A 23,749-nucleotide genomic window follows, 5' to 3' on the forward strand; every position below is an offset into this window, starting at 1 on the left:
ACTAGGGTAAATGCTAGGTTGTGATCGATCGTTGCGCCATTTACTATGCGTCCTAGTTCTGTTGCACCGAATTTTTGAGGTGGAGAACGAGGAGACAACGAGGCACAAAGTGCCCGACCGAAAAGCGCTGTTGGATGATTCCAACAGCGCTTTTTTTATTTGTTTTCGCGTTATCGTTTTCTCTTTTGTCGGCTGAATTCAACGCCGATTAATGCACGTTTTCCCTTATCATTTTGAGCGGATTTCGCGGCATTTTCGAAAGCAGCGGCGAGCGGTCAATATCCCTTCAAAATGCTTGCTACGCGCGGCTCGCCTCCGCTACACTCGCCATTCGCCGACCGAGTGGTCGGTGATTCAATTCCGCAAATCCGTTGTTAATCACACGAATAATCACGGGGCAGAAAAGGCATGAAGTTCGCATTGCGCTGGACCGCGGCGGCGATGATCGCTGCGGGTAGTACGGTTTTCATCAGCACGCCGGTTTTCGCAGACATCAAAGTGGGCGTAACGGTTTCCGCGACGGGTCCGGCTGCATCGCTCGGCATTCCGGAGAAAAATACGGTCGCATTATTGCCGAAGGAAATCGCGGGGCAAAAGGTGCAATACATCGTGCTCGACGACGCCACGGATTCCACGCAGGCCGTCAAGAACGCACGCAAGCTGACGAGCGAAGATCACGTCGACGCGCTAATCGGCTCGACCGTCGTGCCGAACTCGCTCGCGATGATCGACGTCGCCGCGGAAACGTCCACGCCGATGATCTCGATGGCCGCGGCCGCTTCGATCGTCGAGCCGATGGACGCGAAGCGTGCGTGGGTCTTCAAGACGCCGCAGAACGATATCCTGATGGCGACGGCCATCGCGCAACACATGTCGAATCATGGCGTGAAGACGGTGGCGTTCATCGGCTTCTCCGACGCGTATGGCGAGAGCTGGTTCAAGGAGTTCGGCAAGGCGGCCGATCTCGCGAAGATCAAGGTCGTCGCGAACGAGCGCTTCGCGCGTAACGACGCGTCGGTAACGGGGCAGGTGCTGAAGATCGTCTCGCAGAATCCGGATGCGGTGCTGATCGCCGGCGCCGGCACGCCGGCCGCGCTGCCGCAAAAGACGCTCAAGGAGCGCAACTACAAGGGCAAGATCTATCAGACGCACGGCGTCGCGAACAACGACTTCCTGCGCGTGTGCGGCAAGGATTGCGAGGGCACGTTCCTGCCGGCGGGACCGCTTCTGGTCGCCGAGCAACTACCCGATTCGAATCCCGTGAAGAGGGCAGCGCTTGCTTATAAGAAGGCCTACGAAGCCGCGAACGGCGCGGGTTCGGTCTCGACCTTCGGCGGTCATGCATGGGACGCGGGTCTCATCCTGCAGCGCGCGATTCCGCTCGCGCTGAAGAAGGGCCAGCCAGGCACGCCCGCGTTTCGCGAGGCATTGCGCGCGGCCATCGAAGGCACGAAGGATCTCGCCGTGTCGCATGGCATCGTCAACATGAGCGCGAACGATCACTCGGGCCTCGATCAGCGCGCGCGCGTGATGGTCGAGATCGTCGGCGGGAAGTGGAAGCTCGTCAGCAACTGACCGTCGACACCATGAATTGAAACCGGAGAACAAAGGCGCGTTGCTTCCTACGCGCCTTTTTTTCTGCGCAACGAGAAGCCCGCACGCATTGAGCAGAGCGGGCCGTGAAGAGAGAGTAGGGCAGTGATGGCGGCGTGCACGGTCAGGGAAAACGATGCTAGGCACGCTTTGATGCGCTACATAGATTGACGCAGCAGCAACGGCGGCAACTCGATAACAACTCGCAGCAGCGCACCGTCGGGGTGCGCGACAGCAATTCGCGTTTGGAGACAGGTCATGAGAACCACAAAACACTGGGTACGTACGGGCATCGCACTGGCAATCGCGGGCATCGCGCTCACGGGTGCCAGCGCCGCGTTCGCGCAGGTGAAGATTGGCGTCACGCTTTCGGCGACGGGGCCGGCGGCATCGCTTGGCATTCCCGAGAAAAATACGATCGCGTTGTTGCCGAAGGAAATCGGCGGCAAGTCGGTCGAGTACATCGTGCTCGACGACGGCTCCGACACGAGCCGCGCCGTGCAGAACACCCGCAAGCTGATCGACGAAGACCACGTCGACGCGATCATCGGCTCGACCGTCACGCCGAACTCGCTGGCGATGATCGACGCGGCGTCGTCGGCGAAGACGCCGATGATCTCGATGGCGGCATCGGCGGCGATCATTTCGCCGATGGACGCGAAGAAGGCGTGGGTCTTCAAGACGCCGCAGAACGACGCGCTGATGGCCGACGCCATTGCGAGCTACATGGAAAAGCACGGCGTGAAGACGGTCGGCTTCATCGGCTTCGCGGATGCCTATGGCGACGGCTGGTACAACGTGTTCAGCGCGGCCGCCACGGCGCACAAGCTGAAGATCGTCACGAGCGAGCGCTACAACCGCACCGATACGTCGGTGACCGGCCAAGTGCTGAAGACGATGGGCGCGAATCCGGACGCGGTGCTGATCGCGGGCGCGGGCACGCCTTCCGCGCTGCCGGCGAAGGCGCTCAAGGAGCGCGGTTTCAAGGGCAAGGTCTATCAGACGCACGGCGTCGCGAATAACGACTTCCTGCGCGTGTGCGGCAAGGATTGTGAAGGCGAGCTGCTGCCCGCCGGTCCGGTGCTCGTGACCGATCAGTTGCCGGACAGCAACCCGGTGAAGAAGTCGTCGGCCGCCTATAAGAACGCGTATGAGAAGGCCTATGGCGCGGGTTCGCTCTCGACGTTCGGCGGCCACGCGTGGGATGCGGGCCAGATGCTCCAGCGCGCGATTCCCGAAGCGCTGAAGAAGGCCCAGCCGGGCACGGAAGCGTTCCGCGAGGCGCTGCGCGCGTCGCTGGAAAATCTCAAGGATCTTCCGGTCGCGCACGGCATCATGAACATGACGCCGACCGATCACAACGGCTTCGACGACCGCGCGCGCGTGATGGTGCAGATCGTCGACGGGAAGTGGAAGCTGCAGAACGACTGACGCGTTTTCGACGCGCCGTTGACCGGGCGCGTCTTGTTGTCGAAAGCGGCGCACCGGGTGGATCGGCGCGCCGCTTTCCCATGTTTTGCCGCGCTTCTACGCGCGGCGTGCCGATTTCAAAGAGGAAGTATGGACTTATCGATTGCGGCGATTCTCGCGCAAGACGGGATCACCACGGGCGCGATCTACGCGTTGCTCGCGCTCGCACTGGTGCTCGTGTTTTCCGTGACACGCGTCATCTTCATTCCGCAGGGCGAGTTCGTCGCGTATGGCGCGCTCACGCTCGCCGCGCTGCAAACCCAGAAGCTCCCCGCGACGTGCTATCTGCTGCTCGCGATGGGCGCTGGCTGCTTCGTCGCGGAATTAGCGGGCATCGTGCGGCATCCGTCGCGTTATCGGCACGTTGCGCGCACGCTCGTGGCGCTCGCGGGCAAATATCTCCTGTTCCCGGTCGCGGTCTATGCGCTCACTCAGGGCGTGTTCATGCAAACCCTGCCGATGGTCGCGCAGATCGCGCTCACGCTGCTGATCGTCGTGCCGATGGGGCCGTTCGTGTACCGCCTCGCCTATGAACCGATCGCGGAGGCGAGCACGCTGTTGCTGCTGATCGTCGCGGTGGCGGTGCACTTCGCGATGGTCGGCCTCGGGCTCGTGATGTTCGGCGCGGAAGGATCGCGCACGACACCGTTCTCGGACGCCAACTTCACGCTTGGCTCGGTAACGGTGTCGGGCCAGAGCCTGTGGGTGGTGGGCACGGCTGTCGTGCTGATCGTCGCGCTGTATTTCTACTTCGATCGCTCGATCTCGGGCAAGGCGTTGAGGGCGACGTCGGTGAACCGGCTGGGTGCGCGTCTGGTCGGCATAGGAACGACGCAAGCCGGGCGCCTGGCGTTCACGCTCGCAGCGGGTCTCGGGGCGCTCTGCGGCGTCCTGGTTGCCCCGATCACGACGATTTACTACGACTCCGGCTTCCTGATCGGCCTGAAGGGGTTTGTCGGCGCAATCGTCGGCGGTCTGGTGAGCTATCCGCTGGCGGCGGCGGGTTCGCTGCTCGTCGGCCTGCTGGAATCGTATTCGTCGTTCTGGGCGAGTGCCTACAAGGAGGTGATCGTTTTCACGCTGATCATTCCGGTGCTGCTGTGGCGGAGTCTGGCAAGTCCGCATTCGGAAGAAGAAGAGGAGTGAAGCGATGAAATTCCTGATCCGGAATAAGTTCTTTTGGGTTTTCCTGCTGGTGGTGTTCGCGCTGCCGGTCTTGCCGCAGCCGATCCGCGTGCCCGAATACTGGGTGACGCTGCTCAACTACATCGGTCTGTACTCCATCGTTGCGATCGGCCTTGTGCTGCTGACCGGCATCGGCGGGATGACGAGCTTCGGGCAGGCGGCATTCGTGGGCGTCGGCGCATACACGACGGCCTTCCTCACGACGCAGTTCGGTGTGTCGCCGTGGCTCGCGCTGATCGTCGGCATCGTGCTCACGGCGTTCATCGCGCTGCTGCTCGGCATGGTGACGATGCGGCTGTCGGGCCACTTCCTGCCGCTCGGGACGATCGCCTGGGGACTATCGCTGTTCTTCCTGTTCGGCAACCTCGAATTGCTCGGCAAGTACGACGGCATCAACGGTATTCCTGTGCTGAACCTGTTCGGGTGGCACTTGGAATCGGGCCGCAGCATTTACTACCTGATCTGGGTCGTGGTGCTGTTATCAGTCGTATCTGTTCAGAATCTGCTTAATAGTCGGCCGGGCCGCGCCATTCGCGCGCTGCGAGGCGGCGGAACGATGGCCGAAGCGATGGGCGTGAACACGGCGTGGATGCGCGTCGTGATCTTCGTCTATGCGGCGGTGCTGGCGGCGATTTCGGGCTTTCTCTACGCGCATCTTCAGCGCGCGGTGAATCCGACGCCGTTCGGCCTGAATCACGGCATCGAATTCCTGTTCATGGCGGTCGTGGGCGGGGTTTCGCATGTCTGGGGTGCGGTTCTCGGCGCGACGATTCTCACCGTCCTGCAGGATTATCTTCAGACGCTGCTGCCGAAACTGCTCGGCGCGAACGGTAACTTCGAAATCATCGTGTTCGGCGTGCTGATGGTCCTGCTGCTCCAGTACGCGCGGCAAGGCGTCTGGCCGTTCGTGTCGCGGCTGTTTCCGCGCGGACCGCGCGCGCATGTGCCGGAACATGCGGAGGCGTTGCCGCAGCGCAACAAACCGACGACGGGCGAGCGGCTTCTCGTCGTCGACAAGGCGCGCAAGGAGTTCGGCGGCCTCGTGGCGGTCAACGACGTGAGCTTCGAGGTCAAGGCGGGCGAGATCATCGGGCTGATCGGGCCGAACGGCGCGGGAAAGTCGACAACATTCAACCTCGTCACGGGCGTGCTTCAGGCGACGAGCGGTTCGATCACCTTCCACGGCGAACGAATCGACTCGCTGACTTCACGTGAAATCGTGAAGCGCGGTATCGGGCGGACGTTTCAGCATGTCAAGTTGCTGCCGGGTATGACGGTGCTGGAGAACGTCGCGATTGGGGCGCATTTGCGCGGCAATACGGGCGTCTGGAGAAGCATCGCGAAACTGAACGCTGCAGAGGAAGCGCGTCTGATGGCGGAGGCCGCGAAGCAGATTGCGCGCGTTGGGTTGGCAAAGCATCTATACGACGAAGCCGGCAGTCTGGCGCTGGGTCAGCAGCGCATCCTGGAAATCGCACGGGCGCTTTGTTGCGATCCCACGCTGCTGCTTCTCGATGAGCCTGCGGCTGGACTGCGCTATCAGGAGAAACTGCAACTTACCGAGCTACTTCGGAAGTTGAAGACGGAAGGCATGAGCGTTTTGCTTGTCGAGCACGATATGGATTTCGTGATGAATCTGACGGACCGCCTGGTTGTGATGGAGTTTGGCACGCGGATCGCGGAAGGTCTGCCGCAAGACGTGCAGAAAGATCCGGCGGTTCTCGAAGCATATCTAGGCGGGGTGGACTGAGATGAACCAAACAATCAACGTTACCGAGCCGATTCTGCAGGTCAGCGACTTGTCGGTGCGGTACGGGAAGGTCGAGGCATTGCATCAAGGCAAGCTGTCGGTCGGCGCGGGCCAGATCGTTTCGGTGATCGGGCCGAACGGCGCGGGCAAATCCACTTTGCTCAACGCGATCATGGGCGCTTTGCCGTCGACGGGGCACGCGAAGGGCGTCGTCCGTTATCTCGGCGACGACATTTCGTCGCTGGAAATCGAGCGCCGTGTTTCACGTGGAATGTGCTTGGTGCCCGAAAAGCGCGAACTCTTTGCCAGCATGACGGTGGAAGATAATCTGGTTCTTGGCGCGTATCGCCGAAAGCGTGCCGGCGAGCGAAATTATCTCGATCAACTGCCGCATGTCTTTGAGCTATTTCCGCGGCTGAAGGAGCGGAGGAAGCAGGCTTCGGGCACGCTCTCGGGCGGCGAGCGTCAGATGCTTGCGGTAGGGCGTGCCTTGATGGCGAAGCCGCAACTTTTGATGCTTGATGAGCCGAGCCTTGGGCTGGCGCCGCTGATCGTGAAGGAAATCTTCCATATCATCAGTGCGTTACGTGAAACCGGTGTCGCGACCTTGTTGATCGAACAAAACGCGCGTGCCGCGCTGCAGATTTCCGACTACGGCTACGTGCTGGAAACCGGCGAATTTGCGATGGAAGGGCCGGCGAGCGATTTGGCGCACAATCCGAGAGTCATCGAAACTTATCTAGGCCTGGCAAAAAAAGCCGTTTAATACAGCGCAAGCCTCATTTTCAACGGCGTGTTTCACGTGAAACACGCCGTTTTTTTATCGTTAGCCGATCGGCCGGAATTCGAGCGCAAAGCTTAAGCGATATAATCGCGAGATATTTCTCTCAAGGCTCGCGTCATTCGCACGCGAAATCTCATGCTTTTTCCGACAGAATTCGATGTGATCGTCGTTGGCGGCGGTCACGCAGGCACTGAAGCCGCGTTGGCTTCGGCTCGAATGGGCTGCAAGACGCTGCTGCTTACCCACAATATCGAGACGCTCGGCCAAATGAGCTGCAATCCGTCGATTGGCGGCATCGGCAAGGGACATTTGGTTAAAGAAGTCGACGCCCTCGGCGGTGCGATGGCCGCCGCGACGGACGAGGCGGGCATACAGTTCCGCATCCTCAACTCGTCGAAGGGACCGGCTGTGCGGGCGACCCGCGCTCAAGCGGACCGTCTGTTGTACAAGCAAGCCATTCGGCATCGGCTCGAAAACCAGCCCAATCTTTGGCTGTTCCAGCAAGCCGTCGACGACCTGATGGTGGAGGGCGATCGGGTGGTGGGCGCTGTAACCCAAGTGGGGGTGCGGTTCCGAGCGCGCGCTGTGGTGCTGACAGCCGGTACGTTTCTGGATGGAAAAATCCACGTTGGCCTGAACAATTACACGGGCGGCCGGGCGGGGGATCCTGCAGCGGTGTCTCTATCGGCGCGCCTCAAGGAACTGAAGCTTCCCCAAGGCCGGTTGAAGACGGGAACGCCGCCGCGAATCGACGGGAGAACAATCGACTATTCGAAGCTCGAAGAGCAGCCCGGCGACCTCGATCCGATTCCCGTATTCTCGTTTTTGGGCCGAGTGGAGCAGCATCCGCTACAAGTGCCGTGCTGGGTTACGCATACGAACGCGCGCACGCACGACATCATCCGTGCGGGATTGGATCGCTCGCCGATGTACACAGGCGTGATAGAAGGCGTGGGACCGCGCTATTGCCCGTCCATCGAAGACAAAATCCATCGGTTTGCGTCCAAAGACGCACATCAGATATTCCTGGAACCCGAAGGCCTTACGACGAACGAGTTTTATCCCAATGGGATTTCGACGAGTTTGCCCTTCGACGTCCAGCTTGAACTCGTGCGCTCGATGGTCGGACTCGAACACGCGCACATTCTCCGGCCGGGCTATGCCATCGAGTACGATTATTTCGATCCGCGCGGGCTGAAGGCTTCGCTTGAGACCAAGGCGATCGGTGGCCTATTCTTTGCCGGACAGATCAACGGTACGACGGGGTATGAGGAGGCCGCCGCGCAAGGTTTGCTTGCGGGAATCAACGCCGGATTGCAGGTGCAAGGGAAGGAAGCGTGGACGCCGCGTCGTGACGAAGCCTATCTGGGCGTCCTGGTCGACGATCTGGTGACGCGTGGAGTCTCCGAGCCGTATCGCATGTTTACGAGCCGCGCCGAGTATCGCCTTTCGCTGCGAGAAGACAACGCCGACATGCGGTTGACCGAGATCGGGCGGAAACTCGGCGTCGTCGACGACGCGCGTTGGGAGGCGTTCAGTCAAAAGCGCGAAGCTGTTTCACGTGAAACAGAGCGTCTTCGGACGACATGGGTCAATCCCAAAACGCTTCCCCCGGAGGAGGCGACGGCGTTGCTCGGAAAACCGATCGATCATGAATACAGCCTCGCGGACTTACTCCGCCGTCCCGGGGTTTCCTATGAAGGAATCTGTGCGCTTCGTGACGGAACGTGTGGCCCGGAATCCGCTCTCGCTGACGACCCAGTATTGCTCGCGCAGATCAAGGAGCAAATCGAGATCGGCGTGAAGTATCAGGGCTATATCGATCGCCAAGCTGGCGAGATCGAACGGAACGGTTCGCAGGAAAACACGCGCCTTCCCGAAGGAATCGACTATGCGGAGGTGCGAGGACTGTCGTTCGAAGCCCGGCAAAAGCTCACGCAGCATCGGCCGGAGACGATAGGCCAGGCGTCGCGTATTTCCGGAATCACGCCAGCTGCGATTTCGCTCCTCATGGTTCATCTGAAGCGCGGCCTCGGACGCCGCGCTGCGGCTGGCAGCACGGACACCGGCAGCGGTAACGCGCCGGCGGCGCAATGACAGGTCGCATGGGCGGAATGCCCAATGCAGAAGAATTACAAGCGCTCCTGCGGGACGGTGCGGCCGAATTGGGGCTTTCAATGTCCGATGCCGTGCAGCGGAAGCTGATCGACTACGTCGGCATGCTAGCCAAGTGGAACGCCGTCTACAACCTGACGGCGATTCGCGATCCGCGCCAGATGCTGATCCAGCACATTCTCGATTCGCTCGCGATTATTCCTTCGCTGTCCAGGCGTGGACCGTCGACCGCCCTTGACGTCGGCTCGGGCGGCGGCCTTCCGGGCATCGTCATGGCGATCGTCTTGCCCGACTTGCAAGTCACGTTGAACGACATCGTTCATAAAAAAACCGCATTTCAGTCGCAAGTGAAGGCGCAACTTGGTCTGACAAATCTATCGGTGGTCACCGGCCGCGTCGAGAATCTGCGGCCCGGAGTCGAAGTGCTTGGCAAATTCGATGTAATCGTGTCGCGCGCGTTCGCAGAGCTCACCGATTTCGTTACACTTGCGCGTCACCTGGTTGCCGACGAGGGCCGCATCTTCGCGATGAAAGGTATCCGGCCGGAGGCCGAAATCGCGCGACTTCCCGAAGGTGCAACCGTGCTCGACATCGAGCGGTTGCACGTACCGATGCTCGACGCAGAACGGCATCTGATCGAAATCGCTGTCGCACCACAATGAGCGCCGCAACCGGTATTGAAATACTCCACGCACGCCGAACCAACGCTGATCTTCTGGCAGCGAAGAAACGAGGACACTAAACGATGGCAAAAATCTTCTGCGTCGCGAATCAGAAGGGCGGCGTTGGAAAGACGACGACAACGGTCAATCTCGCAGCGAGCCTCGCGGCGCTGGACCAGCGGGTTCTGTTGATCGATCTGGACCCGCAGGGCAATGCCACGATGGGCAGCGGTATCGACAAGTCGGCGTGCGAGAACACGGTTTATGAAGTGCTGGTGGACGGCGTCACGTTGCGCGATGCGCGCACGCGTCCGGAAGCCGTCAATTACGACGTCCTGCCGGCCAACCGCGAGCTGGCCGGCGCGGAAGTGGAACTGGTCGGCATCGACAATCGCGAGCATGTGCTGCGCGCGGCGCTGGCCGAAGTCATCGAAGACTACGATTTCGTGCTGATCGACTGTCCGCCGGCGCTTTCGCTGTTAACGCTCAACGGGCTGTGCGCGGCAGACGGCGTGGTCATTCCGATGCAGTGCGAGTATTTCGCGCTCGAAGGGCTGTCGGATCTCGTCAATACCATCAAGCAGGTTCACGCCAATCTGAATCGCGACCTGAAAGTGATCGGCCTGCTGCGGGTCATGTTCGATCCGCGGATCACGCTACAGCAACAGGTTTCCGATCAGTTGAAGGAACATTTCGGCGGCAAAGTGTTCGACGTGGTTATCCCGCGCAATGTGCGCCTCGCCGAAGCGCCGAGCTACGGTCTTCCGGGCGTGGTGTTCGACAAGTCGTCTCGTGGCGCGCAGGCCTACATGCAGTTCGGCACTGAAATGATGGAGCGCGTACGCGCGCTCTGACCCCACACCCAATCGACGCGGCAAAGGCTGCCGGAGGAACCGAGATGAGCGCTGTAATGAAAAAGAAGGGCTTGGGCCGCGGACTCGACGCGTTGCTGGGCGGCAGTGTCGATATCACGGAGGCCGTGCGCAGCGAAGGCGTGCCGAGCGTGCTGCCGTTGTCGAAGCTGCAGGCAGGCAAGTATCAGCCGCGCACGCGCATGGACGAGGGCGGGCTGCAGGAACTCGCCGCGAGCATCCGCGCGCAGGGCCTGATGCAGCCGATTCTCGTGCGCTCGGTCGGGCCGGAGCAGTACGAAATCATCGCGGGCGAGCGACGTTTCCGCGCGGCGCGCATCGCCGGACTCGACGAGGTGCCGGTGCTCGTGAAGAACGTGCCCGATCAGGCGGCCGCTGCGATGGCGCTGATCGAGAACATTCAACGCGAGGATCTGAATCCGCTGGAAGAGGCGCAGGGCATCCAGCGTCTGCTCGACGAGTTCGATTTCACGCATGAGCAAGCGGCCGAATCGGTGGGGCGCTCGCGCAGTGCCGTATCGAACCTCTTGCGTCTGCTGAACCTTGCTACGCCGGTCCAGACGATGCTGCTTGCCGGCGACCTCGACATGGGCCACGCGCGCGCGCTGCTCGCCGTCGACGCCGCGACGCAGATTCAATTAGCCAATCAGGTCGTGAACAAGCGCATGTCGGTGCGCGAGACCGAAAAGCTCGTCACATCGACGACGAAGGAAACGCCGGCAACCAAGGCGCGTGTGGCGAACGATGGCGGACGGGACACGCGCAGGCTCGAAGAGGAATTGTCCGATCTGCTGTCGGCGAGCGTGAAGATCAAGGTCGGCGGGCGCGGGCGCGGCAAGCTCACCATCGATTTCGGCGATCTCGATTCGCTCGAAGGCATTCTCAGCCGGCTGCGCGGCACCGCCGACGCCGCTCGCGCCTGAGCGCGCCTTGTCGAGCACGGAGGCAAAGGACGTCGCCGCGCAGGGCGCGTTCGCGCGTGCCTGGGCGATCGTCAGCAAGGAGCCCGTCCTCGCAATTTTGATCGTCGCGCTCGTGGCGCTGCAGGTTGTGCACCCGCGCCCTTGGGCCTCGCTGCCCGCGCTGATCGACTGGCAAACGGTCCTCACGCTCGCCGGTTTGCTGATGTTGACGAAGGCCGTCGAATTGTCAGGATTCCTGATGTGGATGGCGCATCGCGTCGTGCATCGCATTCACAGCGAGCGCGCGTTGGCGTTACTGTTGGTCGGGCTCGCCGCCGGACTGTCGACGCTGCTGACCAACGACGTCGCGCTGTTCGCCGTCGTGCCGCTGGCGCTTTCGCTGCACAAGCTCGCACCGCTGCCGATCAAACGGCTCGTCATCTCCATTGCGCTCGCGGTGAACGCGGGATCGATACTGACGCCGCTCGGGAATCCTCAGAATCTCTTTCTCTGGCAGACGAGCGGCGTGTCGTTCGGCGCGTTCGTGTGGGCGCTCGCGCCGTTGTGCGCTGTTCTGATGACGATGCTGTACGTGCTGACGGCGTTCATGTTTCGCGCCGAGCCGCTGGACCTTTCCGGCGACGTCGAAGAACATCGCGTCGACCGCACGCTGTGTATCGTGGCGGCGCTGGCGTTCGTCGCATTCGTCGCGCTCGCGGATGCGCATCATGCCGGGCCGGCGCTCGTCGCGCTCGCCGTCGGCTTTCTGCTGTGGCGACGGCAGGTCGTGGTGAAGATCGACTGGCTGCTGCTCCTCATCTTCGTGCTGATGTTCATCGTGTTGCGCAGCGCCGCCGCGTTGCCGTGGGTCCACGACTCGATCGCGCGCATCGGCCTGCACACGCCGCTTCGCGCCTATGGCGCGGGCGCGGTGCTGTCGCAAGGGATCAGCAACGTGCCGGCTGCGATCATGCTCGCCGAGTTCTCGAAGGATTGGCGCGCGCTCGCGTTCGGCGTGAGCGTCGGCGGCTTCGGCATCGCGATAGGATCGCTCGCCAACCTGATCGCCGTGCGACTCAGCGGCGAGAAGGGCATGTGGACACCATTTCACATCGTATCGATCCCATTCTGGATCGTGGCAACGCTGATCGGAGCGTGGCTCGTGTGAGCTGAATGCGCGCCTTACAACCCGTCACGAACGGGCGATAAATGCAAGAAAATTCTCAGTCGATCGACTGATTTCCAGGAGCCGTCTGCTTGGTTTTTGACGCACCTAAACTATTGAATCCCCGACAACAATCGCTTACAATCCCCCGGATTTATCAGCTTGGCGACCCAGAAAGCGCGGCGTAATGGCGCTGTCGAATGACGGGACGAAAGTAGTCGAGAACCGGGACTTTTGGGCAGATAGTGTGATGACGGTGCGAGAGCAGAATCGAGCGCCGCGAGGCGGGCAAGACGGGCGCCGGTCGCCATCCGAAGCTAACCAGAACACATCCGGAGATCGGCCGCACAACTCGTTCGACGATTCGTGGGACGCCGAAGCGCAAGATAACAATATCGTTCCGCTCACGCGGGCTCAGGCAGAAACGCTGTTTGGTCCGGAAGTGAGTCGTCCATCGCGGGTCACGCCGTACAAGGTCGTGGCCGCGCAAATGGTTTTGTCCCTGGGTGCAACGCTGGCGTGGTGGCTGTTTTACAGTCCGCCGGGTGATGCCGCGCTGTCCGCCTTTCTGGGAGGAGCGATCTGCTGGGTGCCGAGCGCATTGTTCGCGGCACGCCTGAAAGCGAAGAGCGGCGCCGAAACCATCATGAGCTGGATGATCGGCGAGGCGCTCAAGATGGGTGCGACGATTGCTATGTTTGTCGCGATCGCGTTCTGGTACAAGGGCGCACTGTGGGTGCCGCTGTTGGTCACCTATCTGGTCGCGCTGAAGACGTACTGGATTGCGATGGTGTGGCGCTGAGCGCGCGGGTCGAGACGAAGCGCGCCGGCAGTTGGGCCGACAGTAACAGAGCAAATAAATACGTGCGGATTCCATATCCTGCACGCGGGCCTGCGCCCTGCGAGCCGCAAAGCCAACGCGGCGGCTCGGGGAGTCGACAGGCGGCGAAAGATTTTTGACAATTTGGGTGGCTTTAACGATATGGCAGCTAGCGAAGGAACGCGCGCTCTGGATCCGTCCGAGTACATTGCGCACCACTTGCAGAATCTTTCCAACCACCATCAGACGTCGATCTTCGATATCCACGTCTGGAATCTCGATACGTTGTTCTGGTCGATCGTCTGCGGCCTGGTCACGATCCTGATTCTCGGCCTCGCCGCCCGTAAGGCGACGTCCGGCGTTCCGGGGCGCTTCCAGAGCGCGATCGAGATGCTCGTCGAGATGGTCGAAGATCAATCGAAGTCGATGATCCACGGCAACCGCCGCTTCATCGCGCCGCTCGCGCTGACCGTGTTCGTCTGGGTTGCGCTGATGAATTCGCTCGACTTCATCCCCGTCGACCTGCCGGGCCGCGTGATCGGCTGGCTCGGTCTGTCGGAAGCCATTCCTCATCACCGCATCGTGCCGACCGCCGACCTGAACGGCACGCTCGGCATCGCGCTCGGCGTCTTCGCGCTGATGATTTACTACAACTTCAAGATCAAGGGCGCAGGCGGCTTCGTGCACGAGCTGCTGTCGGCTCCGTTCGGCGCGCATCCGCTCCTGTGGATCCCGAACCTTGCACTGAACATCATCGAGTTCGTCGCCAAGACGGTTTCTCTCGGCATGCGGCTGTTCGGCAACATGTACGCGGGCGAACTGCTCTTCCTGCTGATCGCCCTGCTCGGCAGCATGTGGCACTTCGGCGCGGACGCCTCCGTACTTGGCTTTCTCGGCCATGTGGTCGCGGGTACGGTCTGGGCGATTTTCCACATTCTGATCGTTCTGCTGCAAGCGTTCATTTTCATGATGCTGACGCTGGTGTACATCGGCCAGGCGCATGACACGCACTGACACGCTTTAAGTAGTCCCAGAATCAGCTCAGGTTTCACGGTTTCGTCTTTTATAAATCCAGTTCCAAAGTCTTTAATCAAAGGAGTGATCATGCAAGCTTTCATCGCCAACATCCAGGGTCTGACCGCCATCGGTATCGGCATCATCATCGGCCTGGGTGCAATCGGCGCCTGTATCGGTATCGGTCTGATGGGCGGCAAGTACATCGAGGCTTGCGCCCGCCAGCCGGAACTGATGAACCCGCTGCAAACCAAGATGTTCCTCTTGGCTGGTCTGATCGACGCGGCGTTCCTGATTGGCGTTGGTGTGGCAATGCTGTTTGCGTTCGCGAACCCGCTGCTCTCGAAGCTCGCAGGCTGAGGTTCCTCGGAAGTGTGCGTCTGACCCATCGTGAAGACGCAGGACGGAACGGATGAGGGCGCTTTATCGATGCAAATCGTCGATGAGCGCCTTACCGTTTCACTCTCCCGAAAAAGCAACGTTTAAGGAAACACCGTGAATCTCAACGCAACCCTGTTTGCGCAAATGGTCGTGTTTCTGATCCTCGCGTGGTTCACGATGAAGTTCGTGTGGCCGCCGTTGATCAACGCCCTCGATGAGCGCTCGAAGAAGATCGCCGACGGCCTCGCTGCCGCCGAAAAGGGCAAGACGGAACTCGAAGCCGCGCACAAGCGCGTCGACCAGGAACTCGCGCAAGCCCGCAATGACGGCCAGCAGCGTATCGCCGAAGCTGAAAAGCGCGCCGTCGCCGTCGCCGATGAAATCAAGGCCAACGCACAAGCCGAAGCCGCGCGCATCATTGCGCAAGCGAAGGCCGATGCGGACCAGCAAGTCGTGAAGGCACGCGAAACACTGCGCGCCGAAGTCGCGGCATTGGCCGTGAAGGGCGCCGAGCAAATCCTGAAGCGCGAAGTCGACCAGAAGGCGCATGCCGATCTGCTGAATCAACTCAAAACCGAGCTCTGATCATGGCCGAACTTGCAACCATCGCCCGTCCTTACGCAGAAGCGCTGTTTCGCGTGGCCGAAGCCGGTGATCTCGCGGCCTGGTCCAACTTCGTCGAGGAGCTGGCACAGGTTGCGCGTCTGCCGGAAGTGCTGTCGGTCGCCACGAACCCGAAGGTCAGCCGCGAACAGGTCAGCGACCTGCTGCTTTCCGCGGTGAAGTCGCCGTTCGCGCAGGACAACGCCCAGGCGAAGAACTTCGTGCATATGCTGGTCGATAACCATCGCCTGCCGCTGATGCCCGAAGTCGCCGTGCAGTTCGACGAGCTGAAGAACGCCCGCGAAGGCGCGGCTGACGCGTTGATCGTGAGCGCGTTCCCGCTCGAAGGCGAACAGTTGAACGACCTCGTCGCAAGTCTCGAACGCAAGTTCCAACGCAAGCTGAAAGCCACCGTCGAAACCGACTCGTCGCTGATTGGCGGCGTGCGCGTGACGGTTGGCGACGAAGTGCTCGATACCTCGGTCCGCGCGCGCCTCGCCAGCATGCAGACGGCTCTGACCGCCTGACGCGCCGAAGCTGGCACGCAACAGAATTGACTATCAGGAGCGAATAATGCAACTCAATCCCTCTGAGATCAGCGAGCTGATCAAGAGCCGGATCCAGGGCCTTGAAGCGAGCGCGGACGTTCGCAACCAGGGCACCGTGATCTCCGTGACCGACGGTATCGTGCGCATCCACGGCCTGTCGGACGTGATGCAGGGCGAAATGCTCGAATTCCCGGGCAACACGTTCGGCCTCGCGCTGAACCTCGAGCGCGACTCGGTCGGCGCCGTGATTCTGGGTGAATACGAACACATTTCGGAAGGCGACATCGTCAAGACGACGGGCCGCATTCTCGAAGTGCCGGTGGGTCCGGAACTGCTCGGCCGCGTGGTCGATGCACTCGGCAACCCGATCGACGGCAAGGGTCCGGTCAACGCGAAGATGACCGACGCAGTCGAAAAGATTGCTCCGGGCGTGATCTGGCGTAAGTCGGTGTCGGAGCCGGTCCAGACCGGCCTGAAGTCGATCGACGCGATGGTTCCCGTCGGCCGTGGTCAGCGCGAACTGATCATCGGCGACCGCCAGTGCGGCAAGACCGCCGTCGCGATCGACGCGATCATCAACCAGAAGGGCAAGAACCTCTTCTGTATCTACGTCGCGATCGGCCAGAAGGCTTCGTCGATCATGAACGTGGTGCGCAAGCTCGAAGAAACGGGCGCGATGGAATACACGATCGTCGTCGCGGCTTCGGCTTCGGAATCGGCCGCGATGCAATATCTCGCGCCGTATGCCGGCTGCACGATGGGCGAATACTTCCGCGATCGCGGCCAGGACGCGTTGATCGTCTATGACGACTTGACCAAGCAAGCGTGGGCGTATCGCCAGATTTCGCTCCTGCTGCGCCGCCCGCCGGGCCGTGAAGCGTACCCGGGCGACGTGTTCTATCTGCACTCGCGTCTTTTGGAACGCGCGGCTCGCGTGTCGGAAGACTACGTCGAGAAGTTCACCAACGGCGAAGTGAAGGGCAAGAGCGGCTCGCTGACGGCGCTGCCCGTCATCGAAACGCAAGCCGGCGACGTGACCGCGTTCGTTCCGACGAACGTGATCTCGATCACCGACGGCCAGATCTTCCTGGAAACCGACCTGTTCAACGCTGGTATCCGCCCTGCGATCAACGCGGGCGTGTCGGTGTCGCGAGTCGGCGGTGCAGCGCAGACCAAGGTCGTGAAGAAGCTGTCGGGCGGTATCCGTACCGACCTCGCGCAGTATCGTGAACTCGCGGCGTTCGCGCAGTTCGCATCGGACCTCGACGAAGCCACCCGCAAGCAGCTCGAACGCGGCCGCCGCGTGACGGAACTGCTCAAGCAGCCGCAGTATCAGCCGCTGCAAGTGTGGGAACTGGCTGTCGCGCTGTTCGCGGCGAACAACGGTTATCTCGACGACCTCGAAGTCAGCCAGGTGCTGCCGTTCGAAAAGGGTCTGCGCGAATACCTGAAGACGAGCCACGCCGACATGATCAAGCGCATCGAAGACAACAAAGACTTGTCGAAGGACGACGACGGCGCACTGCATGCCGCGCTGAAGGACTTCAAGAAGTCGGGCGCTTACTGATCTCAACATTGATCGGGACTTTGGAGCGGCGCGGGCCGCTTCGGGCCGCAAGGCAGGATGAAGCACCCCGCGCCACTCTGATCAGGGAGTCAGCAAATGGCTGGAATGAAGGAAATTCGCGGCAAGATCAAGAGCGTGCAGAACACGCGCAAGATCACGAAGGCGATGGAGATGGTGGCCGCATCGAAGATGCGCCGCGCGCAGGAACGCATGCGCGCCGCCCGTCCGTACGCCGATAAGGTTCGCGACATCGCGGCGCACATGAGCGCAGCCACGCCCGAGTACCGTCATCCGTTCATGGTGAAGAACGAAGGCGCGAAAGTGGCCGGCATCATCCTCGTCACGACGGACAAAGGTCTGTGCGGCGGCATGAACACGAACATCCTGCGTGCATCGGTTCAGAAGTTCAAGGAACTGGAGCAGCAGGGCACGTCGATCGAAGCATCGGCGATCGGCGGCAAGGGCCTCGGCTTTCTGAATCGCCTGCGCGCGAAGGTCGTGTCGCAAGTCACGCATCTCGGCGACACGCCGCATCTGGAAAAGCTGATCGGCGCGGTGAAGGTGCAGCTCGACCTGTACTCGGAAGGCAAGATCAACGCGGTGTACCTGGCGTACACGCGCTTCGTCAACACGATGAAGCAGGAAGCGGTGATTGAGCAACTGCTGCCGCTGTCGGCGGAAGACTTCAAGCGCCGCGACGACGAAGCAGGGTCCGTCACGCCGAAGACGTCGTGGGACTACATCTACGAGCCGGATGCGCAGACCGTCGTCGATGAATTGCTCGTGCGTTATGTGGAGGCGCTCGTCTATCAGGCGGTCGCGGAGAACATGGCGTCGGAGCAATCGGCCCGAATGGTCGCGATGAAGGCCGCGTCGGACAATGCGAAGACCGTGATCGGCGAATTGCAGCTCGTCTACAACAAGAGCCGGCAGGCCGCGATTACGAAAGAACTCTCGGAAATCGTCGGCGGCGCCGCTGCGGTCTGATGACCGCGTGAGCTGAATCAAACAGTATCTAAAGGAAATGCGATGAGTACTACTGCTTTGGTAGAAGGCAAGATCGTACAGTGCATCGGCGCGGTGATCGACGTGGAATTCCCGCGTTCGGACATGCCGAAGATTTACGACGCGCTCGTTTTGGAAGGCTCGGAACTGACGCTGGAAGTCCAGCAGCAGCTGGGCGACGGCGTGGTCCGCACGATTTGTCTGGGTGCTTCGGACGGGCTGCGTCGCGGCACGGTCGTGAAGAACACGGGTAAGCCGATCAGCGTGCCGGTCGGCAAGCCGACGCTCGGCCGGATCATGGACGTGCTCGGCCGTCCGATCGACGAAGCCGGTCCGATCAACTCGGACGTGACGCGCGGCATTCACCAGAAGGCTCCGAAGTTCGACGAGCTGTCGCCGTCGACGGAACTGCTGGAAACCGGCATCAAGGTGATCGACCTGATCTGCCCGTTTGCAAAGGGCGGCAAGGTTGGTCTGTTCGGCGGCGCCGGCGTGGGCAAGACCGTGAACATGATGGAACTCATCAACAACATCGCGAAGGAACACGGCGGTTATTCCGTGTTCGCGGGCGTTGGCGAGCGTACCCGCGAAGGGAACGACTTCTATCATGAAATGAAGGACTCGAACGTTCTCGACAAAGTGGCGCTCGTGTACGGCCAGATGAACGAGCCGCCGGGCAACCGTCTGCGCGTGGCGCTGACCGGCCTCACGATGGCCGAGCACTTCCGCGACGAAGGTCTGGACGTGCTGTTCTTCGTCGACAACATCTACCGTTTCACGCTGGCGGGCACGGAAGTGTCGGCACTGCTCGGCCGTATGCCGTCGGCAGTGGGGTATCAGCCGACGCTGGCTGAAGAAATGGGCAAGCTGCAAGAGCGCATCACGTCGACCAAAACCGGTTCGATCACGTCGGTTCAGGCCGTGTACGTTCCTGCGGATGACTTGACCGACCCGTCGCCGGCTACGACCTTCGGCCACCTGGACGCAACCGTCGTGCTCTCGCGTGACATCGCGTCGCTCGGCATCTACCCGGCCGTGGACCCGCTCGATTCGACCTCGCGTCAGATCGACCCGAACGTGATCGGCGAAGAGCACTACACGATCACGCGCGGCGTGCAGCAGACGCTTCAGCGTTACAAGGAACTGCGCGACATCATCGCGATTCTGGGCATGGACGAACTGTCACCGGAAGACAAGCTGTCGGTCGCGCGCGCGCGGAAGATCCAGCGTTTCCTGTCGCAGCCGTTCCACGTCGCGGAAGTGTTCACGGGTTCGCCGGGCAAGTACGTGCCGCTCAAGGAAACCATCCGCGGCTTCAAGATGATCGTCGAAGGCGAGTGCGATCATCTGCCGGAGCAGGCGTTCTACATGGTCGGCACGATCGACGAAGCCTTCGAAAAGGCCAAGAAGATCCAGTAAGGCTTGAGTGCAGGCAACGTGGCGCGGATTCTGCGGCCGTCAAGGAAGAAGCCGCGCCAAACGCATTACGCTCAACCAGGAATCGACACCATGGCAACCATCAAAGTAGACGTCGTCAGCGCGGAAGAGCAGATCTTCTCGGGCCAGGCGAAGTTCGTCGCGCTGCCGGGCGAAGCGGGTGAACTCGGCATTTTGCCGGGCCACACGCCGCTCATCACGCGCATTCGTCCGGGCGCGGTGCGCATCGAGGCGGAAGACGGCTCGGAAGAATTCGTGTTCGTCGCGGGCGGGATTCTCGAAATCCAGCCGGGCGTCGTAACCGTGCTCGCCGATACGGCGATCCGCGGCGCCGACCTCGACGAAGCGAAAGCCGAGCAGGCGAAGAAGCGTGCCGAAGAAGCGCTGCAAAACACGGGTTCGAACCTCGAATACGCGACCGCGCAAGCGGAACTGGCGTACGCGACGGCTCAAATCGCGGCGATTCAGCGTTTGCGGAAGCTTCGCGCGCAGCATTGAGCGCGGGCCGGTTGGCCGCGCAATGAGATGCAGTAAAAAGGGCTCCCATACGGGAGCCCTTTTCTTATGCGCTCACGCGAACTTATCGCGCGTCGCCGTTGAGCACGCTCACGCGCATGACGCCCTGACGATCGTAGAAGTAATTATCGGCGCCGAAAAGCCAGCCGCCGACGTGCAGATGAGCGCGAATCAACTCGCGTCCCGTTGCGGTGAATTTCGGATCGCGCAACAGCATATCGAGTTCGTTCTGTGTGACCTGATGACCGGGCGGGAAGCCGGCGGTGAACCACTTCGATTTTCACAACGTGCGTCTGCGCGTCGATATCGAAGCGGATTGCGCCGTCGGCGTCGTCGCTCGGCGAGGTGAGCACGCCGTCGATCTCGGCGCTGAAGTCCCAGCCGCCCGCTGTTTGTAAACCAGCGAAACGCGGTCCGCATGTGCACGATCACGAACTCGAAGAGCTTGTACTGCCCCGGCGGCAGATCGAGCGTCAGCTTGTTTGTTCCCGTCACGGTGAGTACGCCGCCAATCAGCTTTGCCGGATCGACGTAGCGTCTGCTTTCGCGATATCGGCATAGTGCTGCGATGCGAGCGTGACGCCGAACGCATACTGGATCGTGTCGTCCGGGTCCGAGCGCCCGTTCGCGTCCGAACCTGGCACGCCGGCCCCCATTTTTGGATAACTCGATGCCGCTTGTTTCGGAGCAACGCATGGAAACTCCTTATGGATGAAGAGCTCGGGAACGAAGCCAGATGGCGGAACACGTTGAGAACTGCGTACTCCCGGCGGAATAATTAGGAATCCGAACGCACAAGGCGCAGTGTCTTTCCATCGATTCGAGTCCGCTCCAGGTCATTGGATTACATGCTGAAAGAAAAGTCCATGTGTTGCAGTGGTTACGCGTGCGACGCGTTGGCACAGTTCGCCACGGGCGCGCTGTAGCCGCCGCCCATGAACGAGGCTGGCGGGGCGGCGAGCGGGACACGCACTGCACGCGCTGCGGGTAAAACTTGATGCCGTGCTGTAAATGACCGGTGGCACAATCGGCTTTCCGAATTCATTTCAAATACATTTCGTTCCGGAGCGATCCCTTCGGAGGAGGCACTAACATGGCAAGCGACGCCACTGGCGCAGTGAACGCGCAAATCGAACCGCGCGACGGCCTTTCCTACGTCCGCGGCTCGACCGACATTCCCCTCTCCGACGCCACCGTCTCGCGCTTCCTTTTGAATACGGTCGCGCGCTTTCCCGACCAGCCGGCCGTCACGTTCCGCGAGCAGAACATCCGCTGGACGTGGCGCCAGTTCGCCGACGAAGTCGACATCCTCGCAAGCGGCCTGCTCGCGCTCGGTATCGACAAGGGCGATCGAGTGGGAATCTGGTCGCCGAACCGCGCTGAATGGCTGCTGACGCAGTTCGCGACGGCGCGGATCGGCGCGGTGCTGGTGAACATCAATCCGGCTTATCGGCTCGCCGAACTCGAATACGCGCTCAACAAGGTCGGCTGTCGCGCGCTGATCGCGGCCGAGCAATTCAAGACGTCGAAGTATCTGGACATGCTGCAAACGCTCGCGCCCGAACTCGCCGACGCCGAGCCGAACGCGCTTCACGCCGCGAAGTTGCCGACGTTGCGCACGGTGATCCGCATGGGCGAGGCGAAAACGCCCGGCATGCTCAATTTCGGCGATGTCATGGCGCGCGGCCGCGAGCAACTCGATACGCCCAAGCTCGACGTACTCGAAGCAACGCTCGACGCTCACGAGCCGATCAACATCCAGTTCACGAGCGGCACGACCGGCAATCCGAAGGGCGCGACGCTCACGCACCACAACGTCGTGAACAACGCGCGCTATATCGCGATGGCGATGCGCCTCTCCGAGAACGATTCGCTGTGCATTCCGGTGCCGCTTTATCACTGCTTCGGCATGGTGCTGGCGGTGCTCGCGTGCGTTTCGACGGGCTGCGCGATGGTTTTCCCCGGCGAAGCCTTCGATCCCGCCGCGACGCTCGCCGCCGTCCACGAGGAACGCTGCACGGCGCTGCACGGCGTGCCGACCATGTTCATCGCCGAACTCGATCATCCCGACTTCGCCAAGTACGACCTGAGCCGCCTGCGCACGGGCATCATGGCCGGCTCGCCGTGCCCGATCGAGACGATGAAGCGCGTCGTGTCGACGATGAACTTGCGCGAGATCACGATCGCCTACGGGATGACGGAAACGAGCCCGGTGTCGTTCCAGAGTTCGACGACCGATCCGCTCGACAAGCGCACGACGACGGTCGGCCAGATCCAGCCGCACCTCGAAGTGAAGGTGATCGATCCGACGGGCGAAATCGTGGCGGTCGGCGAGACGGGCGAGCTGTGCACGCGCGGCTATTCGGTGATGAAGGGCTATTGGGGCGAAGAAGAAAAGACGCGCGAATCGATCGTCGATGGCTGGATGCACACCGGCGATCTCGCGACGATCGACGCCGAAGGCTATTGCAACATCGTCGGCAGGCTCAAGGACATGCTGATTCGCGGAGGCGAGAACGTCTATCCGCGCGAGATCGAGGAGTTTTTGTTCCGGCATCCGAAGGTGCAGTCGGTCCAGGTGTTCGGCGTGCCCGACCAGAAATACGGCGAGGAAGTGTGCGCATGGATCGTCGTGCGGCCCGGCGAGCACGCGACCGAGCAGGACATTCGCGAATTCTGCCAGGGGCAGATCGCGCATTACAAGATTCCGCGTTATATCCGCTTCGTCGACGAGTTGCCGATGACCGTGACCGGCAAGGCGCAAAAATTCGTCATGCGCGCGCGGATGATTGAAGAACTGAAGGTAGCGGAGACAAAAACGGCTTGAATCGACGGAGAACGCGTCGCGTTCTCTCATCGACATCGACAGTCGCAACAAACGCGCGATTCGTTTCAGGAATCGCGCAAACGTTTGTCCGGACGAAAAAAAAGCGGGCCTGGAGCCCGCTAAAAACCACACGCTACGGGGTTAGCGCGAGGAGACCAAAGGTGGGAACGACTTCGATACCGCATGTGGACCGAAGAACGACCCCAGCAAAGATGTCCCAGTGGAGGGTTTCGGCGATTGCCGACTATCAGGCGCGTGGTCTTTTCTTACACACCGCACCCAACACATCCGTGTTGAAACCGTTTGAAGAGATTGTGGGCGAATTGATCTGAAGTCGCCGTAACAAAGTGTTTCAGGTTGTAACCCGCGTCGCATAAGGCGCAGCGGAAATATCTAAGCGCTTTTTGCGGCAAATTCGAATATAAATTGTTCGACCATTGGAAATTACCGCCCGGCGAATTGGCGTTATGGTCCGATTGCTATTTTTCAGACTAGTGCAAAAACTCTAAAAGTCCGCGAAAATCGAACGCGCG

General features: G+C 61.1%; 23 protein-coding genes. 21 read left to right on the forward strand and 2 right to left on the reverse strand.

What is annotated here, in order from left to right; genetic code table 11:
- Positions 1-408: 408 nt before the first annotated feature.
- The 19 genes from QCE48_RS14850 (at position 409) to QCE48_RS14940 (ending at position 20,371) form a co-directional block, all read left to right on the forward strand.
- Complete coding sequence (locus tag QCE48_RS14850; protein WP_309786956.1) at positions 409-1,575, forward strand: ABC transporter substrate-binding protein; 1,167 nt, start codon at positions 409-411, stop codon at positions 1,573-1,575.
- A gap of 276 nt (positions 1,576-1,851) precedes the next feature.
- A complete protein-coding gene (locus QCE48_RS14855; RefSeq protein ID WP_309786954.1) occupies positions 1,852-3,024 on the forward strand; it encodes an ABC transporter substrate-binding protein in 1,173 nt (390 codons plus the stop codon).
- Between the two features lie 129 nt (positions 3,025-3,153).
- Positions 3,154-4,209 (forward strand): branched-chain amino acid ABC transporter permease, encoded by a 1,056-nt coding sequence (locus QCE48_RS14860; protein ID WP_309786952.1) that lies wholly within the window; start codon positions 3,154-3,156, stop codon positions 4,207-4,209.
- Positions 4,210-4,213: 4 nt separating this feature from the next.
- Positions 4,214-5,998 (forward strand): branched-chain amino acid ABC transporter ATP-binding protein/permease, encoded by a 1,785-nt coding sequence (locus QCE48_RS14865; protein ID WP_309786950.1) that lies wholly within the window; start codon positions 4,214-4,216, stop codon positions 5,996-5,998.
- A gap of 1 nt (position 5,999) precedes the next feature.
- Positions 6,000-6,764 carry an ABC transporter ATP-binding protein gene (locus QCE48_RS14870; protein ID WP_309786948.1) on the forward strand — a complete coding sequence of 255 codons (765 nt, stop codon included), beginning with the start codon at positions 6,000-6,002 and terminating at the stop codon, positions 6,762-6,764.
- Between the two features lie 153 nt (positions 6,765-6,917).
- Complete coding sequence (gene mnmG, locus QCE48_RS14875) at positions 6,918-8,879, forward strand: tRNA uridine-5-carboxymethylaminomethyl(34) synthesis enzyme MnmG (RefSeq protein WP_309786946.1); 1,962 nt, start codon at positions 6,918-6,920, stop codon at positions 8,877-8,879.
- Positions 8,880-8,887: 8 nt separating this feature from the next.
- A complete protein-coding gene (rsmG, locus tag QCE48_RS14880) occupies positions 8,888-9,559 on the forward strand; it encodes a 16S rRNA (guanine(527)-N(7))-methyltransferase RsmG (protein WP_309786944.1) in 672 nt (223 codons plus the stop codon).
- 83 nt (positions 9,560-9,642) lie between these two features.
- A complete protein-coding gene (locus QCE48_RS14885) occupies positions 9,643-10,413 on the forward strand; it encodes an AAA family ATPase (protein ID WP_309786943.1) in 771 nt (256 codons plus the stop codon).
- 44 nt (positions 10,414-10,457) lie between these two features.
- Positions 10,458-11,354 carry a ParB/RepB/Spo0J family partition protein gene (locus QCE48_RS14890; protein WP_309786942.1) on the forward strand — a complete coding sequence of 299 codons (897 nt, stop codon included), beginning with the start codon at positions 10,458-10,460 and terminating at the stop codon, positions 11,352-11,354.
- Between the two features lie 67 nt (positions 11,355-11,421).
- Entirely contained in the window at positions 11,422-12,501 is a 1,080-nt protein-coding gene (locus QCE48_RS14895) for an SLC13 family permease (protein WP_309788316.1), read from the forward strand.
- A 247-nt stretch (positions 12,502-12,748) separates the two neighbouring features.
- Complete coding sequence (locus QCE48_RS14900; protein ID WP_309788315.1) at positions 12,749-13,300, forward strand: ATP synthase subunit I; 552 nt, start codon at positions 12,749-12,751, stop codon at positions 13,298-13,300.
- 180 nt (positions 13,301-13,480) lie between these two features.
- The gene (atpB, locus tag QCE48_RS14905) at positions 13,481-14,332 is read left to right on the forward strand and encodes a F0F1 ATP synthase subunit A (protein ID WP_309786941.1); all 852 of its coding nucleotides are present in this window, start codon (positions 13,481-13,483) and stop codon (positions 14,330-14,332) included.
- Positions 14,333-14,422: 90 nt separating this feature from the next.
- Positions 14,423-14,692: a F0F1 ATP synthase subunit C gene (gene atpE / locus QCE48_RS14910; protein ID WP_007180033.1), complete on the forward strand. Its 270-nt coding sequence runs from the start codon at positions 14,423-14,425 to the stop codon at positions 14,690-14,692.
- Between the two features lie 135 nt (positions 14,693-14,827).
- Positions 14,828-15,298 (forward strand): F0F1 ATP synthase subunit B, encoded by a 471-nt coding sequence (locus tag QCE48_RS14915; RefSeq protein WP_116560772.1) that lies wholly within the window; start codon positions 14,828-14,830, stop codon positions 15,296-15,298.
- Positions 15,299-15,300: 2 nt separating this feature from the next.
- A complete protein-coding gene (locus QCE48_RS14920) occupies positions 15,301-15,843 on the forward strand; it encodes a F0F1 ATP synthase subunit delta (protein ID WP_309786939.1) in 543 nt (180 codons plus the stop codon).
- 46 nt (positions 15,844-15,889) lie between these two features.
- The gene (gene atpA / locus QCE48_RS14925) at positions 15,890-17,431 is read left to right on the forward strand and encodes a F0F1 ATP synthase subunit alpha (RefSeq protein WP_309786938.1); all 1,542 of its coding nucleotides are present in this window, start codon (positions 15,890-15,892) and stop codon (positions 17,429-17,431) included.
- Between the two features lie 96 nt (positions 17,432-17,527).
- Complete coding sequence (gene atpG, locus QCE48_RS14930; RefSeq protein ID WP_309786937.1) at positions 17,528-18,418, forward strand: F0F1 ATP synthase subunit gamma; 891 nt, start codon at positions 17,528-17,530, stop codon at positions 18,416-18,418.
- Between the two features lie 42 nt (positions 18,419-18,460).
- Positions 18,461-19,855: a F0F1 ATP synthase subunit beta gene (gene atpD / locus QCE48_RS14935; RefSeq protein WP_309786936.1), complete on the forward strand. Its 1,395-nt coding sequence runs from the start codon at positions 18,461-18,463 to the stop codon at positions 19,853-19,855.
- A gap of 90 nt (positions 19,856-19,945) precedes the next feature.
- Positions 19,946-20,371 carry a F0F1 ATP synthase subunit epsilon gene (locus QCE48_RS14940; protein WP_309786934.1) on the forward strand — a complete coding sequence of 142 codons (426 nt, stop codon included), beginning with the start codon at positions 19,946-19,948 and terminating at the stop codon, positions 20,369-20,371.
- Positions 20,372-20,453: 82 nt separating this feature from the next.
- On the opposite strand, the gene QCE48_RS14945 is transcribed toward QCE48_RS14940, so the two are convergent.
- Positions 20,454-20,606, reverse strand: a complete 153-nt coding sequence (locus QCE48_RS14945) for a hypothetical protein (protein WP_309786933.1) — start codon at positions 20,604-20,606, stop codon at positions 20,454-20,456.
- 46 nt (positions 20,607-20,652) lie between these two features.
- On the opposite strand from QCE48_RS14945, the gene QCE48_RS14950 reads away from it, so the two are divergent.
- Positions 20,653-20,787 (forward strand): hypothetical protein, encoded by a 135-nt coding sequence (locus QCE48_RS14950; protein WP_309786932.1) that lies wholly within the window; start codon positions 20,653-20,655, stop codon positions 20,785-20,787.
- Between the two features lie 114 nt (positions 20,788-20,901).
- Here QCE48_RS14950 and QCE48_RS14955 read toward each other — a convergent pair whose 3' ends face one another.
- A complete protein-coding gene (locus tag QCE48_RS14955) occupies positions 20,902-21,033 on the reverse strand; it encodes a hypothetical protein (protein WP_309786931.1) in 132 nt (43 codons plus the stop codon).
- Positions 21,034-21,482: 449 nt separating this feature from the next.
- Here QCE48_RS14955 and QCE48_RS14960 point away from each other — a divergent pair, with 449 nt between their 5' ends.
- Complete coding sequence (locus QCE48_RS14960; RefSeq protein ID WP_309786930.1) at positions 21,483-23,216, forward strand: AMP-binding protein; 1,734 nt, start codon at positions 21,483-21,485, stop codon at positions 23,214-23,216.
- Positions 23,217-23,749: the final 533 nt, after the last annotated feature.

The organism is Caballeronia sp. LZ024, from assembly GCF_031451455.1.
Classification (GTDB): domain Bacteria; phylum Pseudomonadota; class Gammaproteobacteria; order Burkholderiales; family Burkholderiaceae; genus Caballeronia; species Caballeronia telluris.

Coding starts and splice junctions, on each gene's coding strand:
- QCE48_RS14850 (WP_309786956.1), top strand. CDS start 409: ATGAAGTTCGCATTGCGCTGGACCGCGGCGGCGATGATCGCTGCGGGT.
- QCE48_RS14855 (WP_309786954.1), top strand. CDS start 1,852: ATGAGAACCACAAAACACTGGGTACGTACGGGCATCGCACTGGCAATC.
- QCE48_RS14860 (WP_309786952.1), top strand. CDS start 3,154: ATGGACTTATCGATTGCGGCGATTCTCGCGCAAGACGGGATCACCACG.
- QCE48_RS14865 (WP_309786950.1), top strand. CDS start 4,214: ATGAAATTCCTGATCCGGAATAAGTTCTTTTGGGTTTTCCTGCTGGTG.
- QCE48_RS14870 (WP_309786948.1), top strand. CDS start 6,000: ATGAACCAAACAATCAACGTTACCGAGCCGATTCTGCAGGTCAGCGAC.
- mnmG (WP_309786946.1), top strand. CDS start 6,918: ATGCTTTTTCCGACAGAATTCGATGTGATCGTCGTTGGCGGCGGTCAC.
- rsmG (WP_309786944.1), top strand. CDS start 8,888: ATGGGCGGAATGCCCAATGCAGAAGAATTACAAGCGCTCCTGCGGGAC.
- QCE48_RS14885 (WP_309786943.1), top strand. CDS start 9,643: ATGGCAAAAATCTTCTGCGTCGCGAATCAGAAGGGCGGCGTTGGAAAG.
- QCE48_RS14890 (WP_309786942.1), top strand. CDS start 10,458: ATGAGCGCTGTAATGAAAAAGAAGGGCTTGGGCCGCGGACTCGACGCG.
- QCE48_RS14900 (WP_309788315.1), top strand. CDS start 12,749: ATGACGGTGCGAGAGCAGAATCGAGCGCCGCGAGGCGGGCAAGACGGG.
- atpB (WP_309786941.1), top strand. CDS start 13,481: ATGGCAGCTAGCGAAGGAACGCGCGCTCTGGATCCGTCCGAGTACATT.
- atpE (WP_007180033.1), top strand. CDS start 14,423: ATGCAAGCTTTCATCGCCAACATCCAGGGTCTGACCGCCATCGGTATC.
- QCE48_RS14920 (WP_309786939.1), top strand. CDS start 15,301: ATGGCCGAACTTGCAACCATCGCCCGTCCTTACGCAGAAGCGCTGTTT.
- atpA (WP_309786938.1), top strand. CDS start 15,890: ATGCAACTCAATCCCTCTGAGATCAGCGAGCTGATCAAGAGCCGGATC.
- atpG (WP_309786937.1), top strand. CDS start 17,528: ATGGCTGGAATGAAGGAAATTCGCGGCAAGATCAAGAGCGTGCAGAAC.
- atpD (WP_309786936.1), top strand. CDS start 18,461: ATGAGTACTACTGCTTTGGTAGAAGGCAAGATCGTACAGTGCATCGGC.
- QCE48_RS14940 (WP_309786934.1), top strand. CDS start 19,946: ATGGCAACCATCAAAGTAGACGTCGTCAGCGCGGAAGAGCAGATCTTC.
- QCE48_RS14945 (WP_309786933.1), bottom strand. CDS start 20,606: ATGCTGTTGCGCGATCCGAAATTCACCGCAACGGGACGCGAGTTGATT.
- QCE48_RS14960 (WP_309786930.1), top strand. CDS start 21,483: ATGGCAAGCGACGCCACTGGCGCAGTGAACGCGCAAATCGAACCGCGC.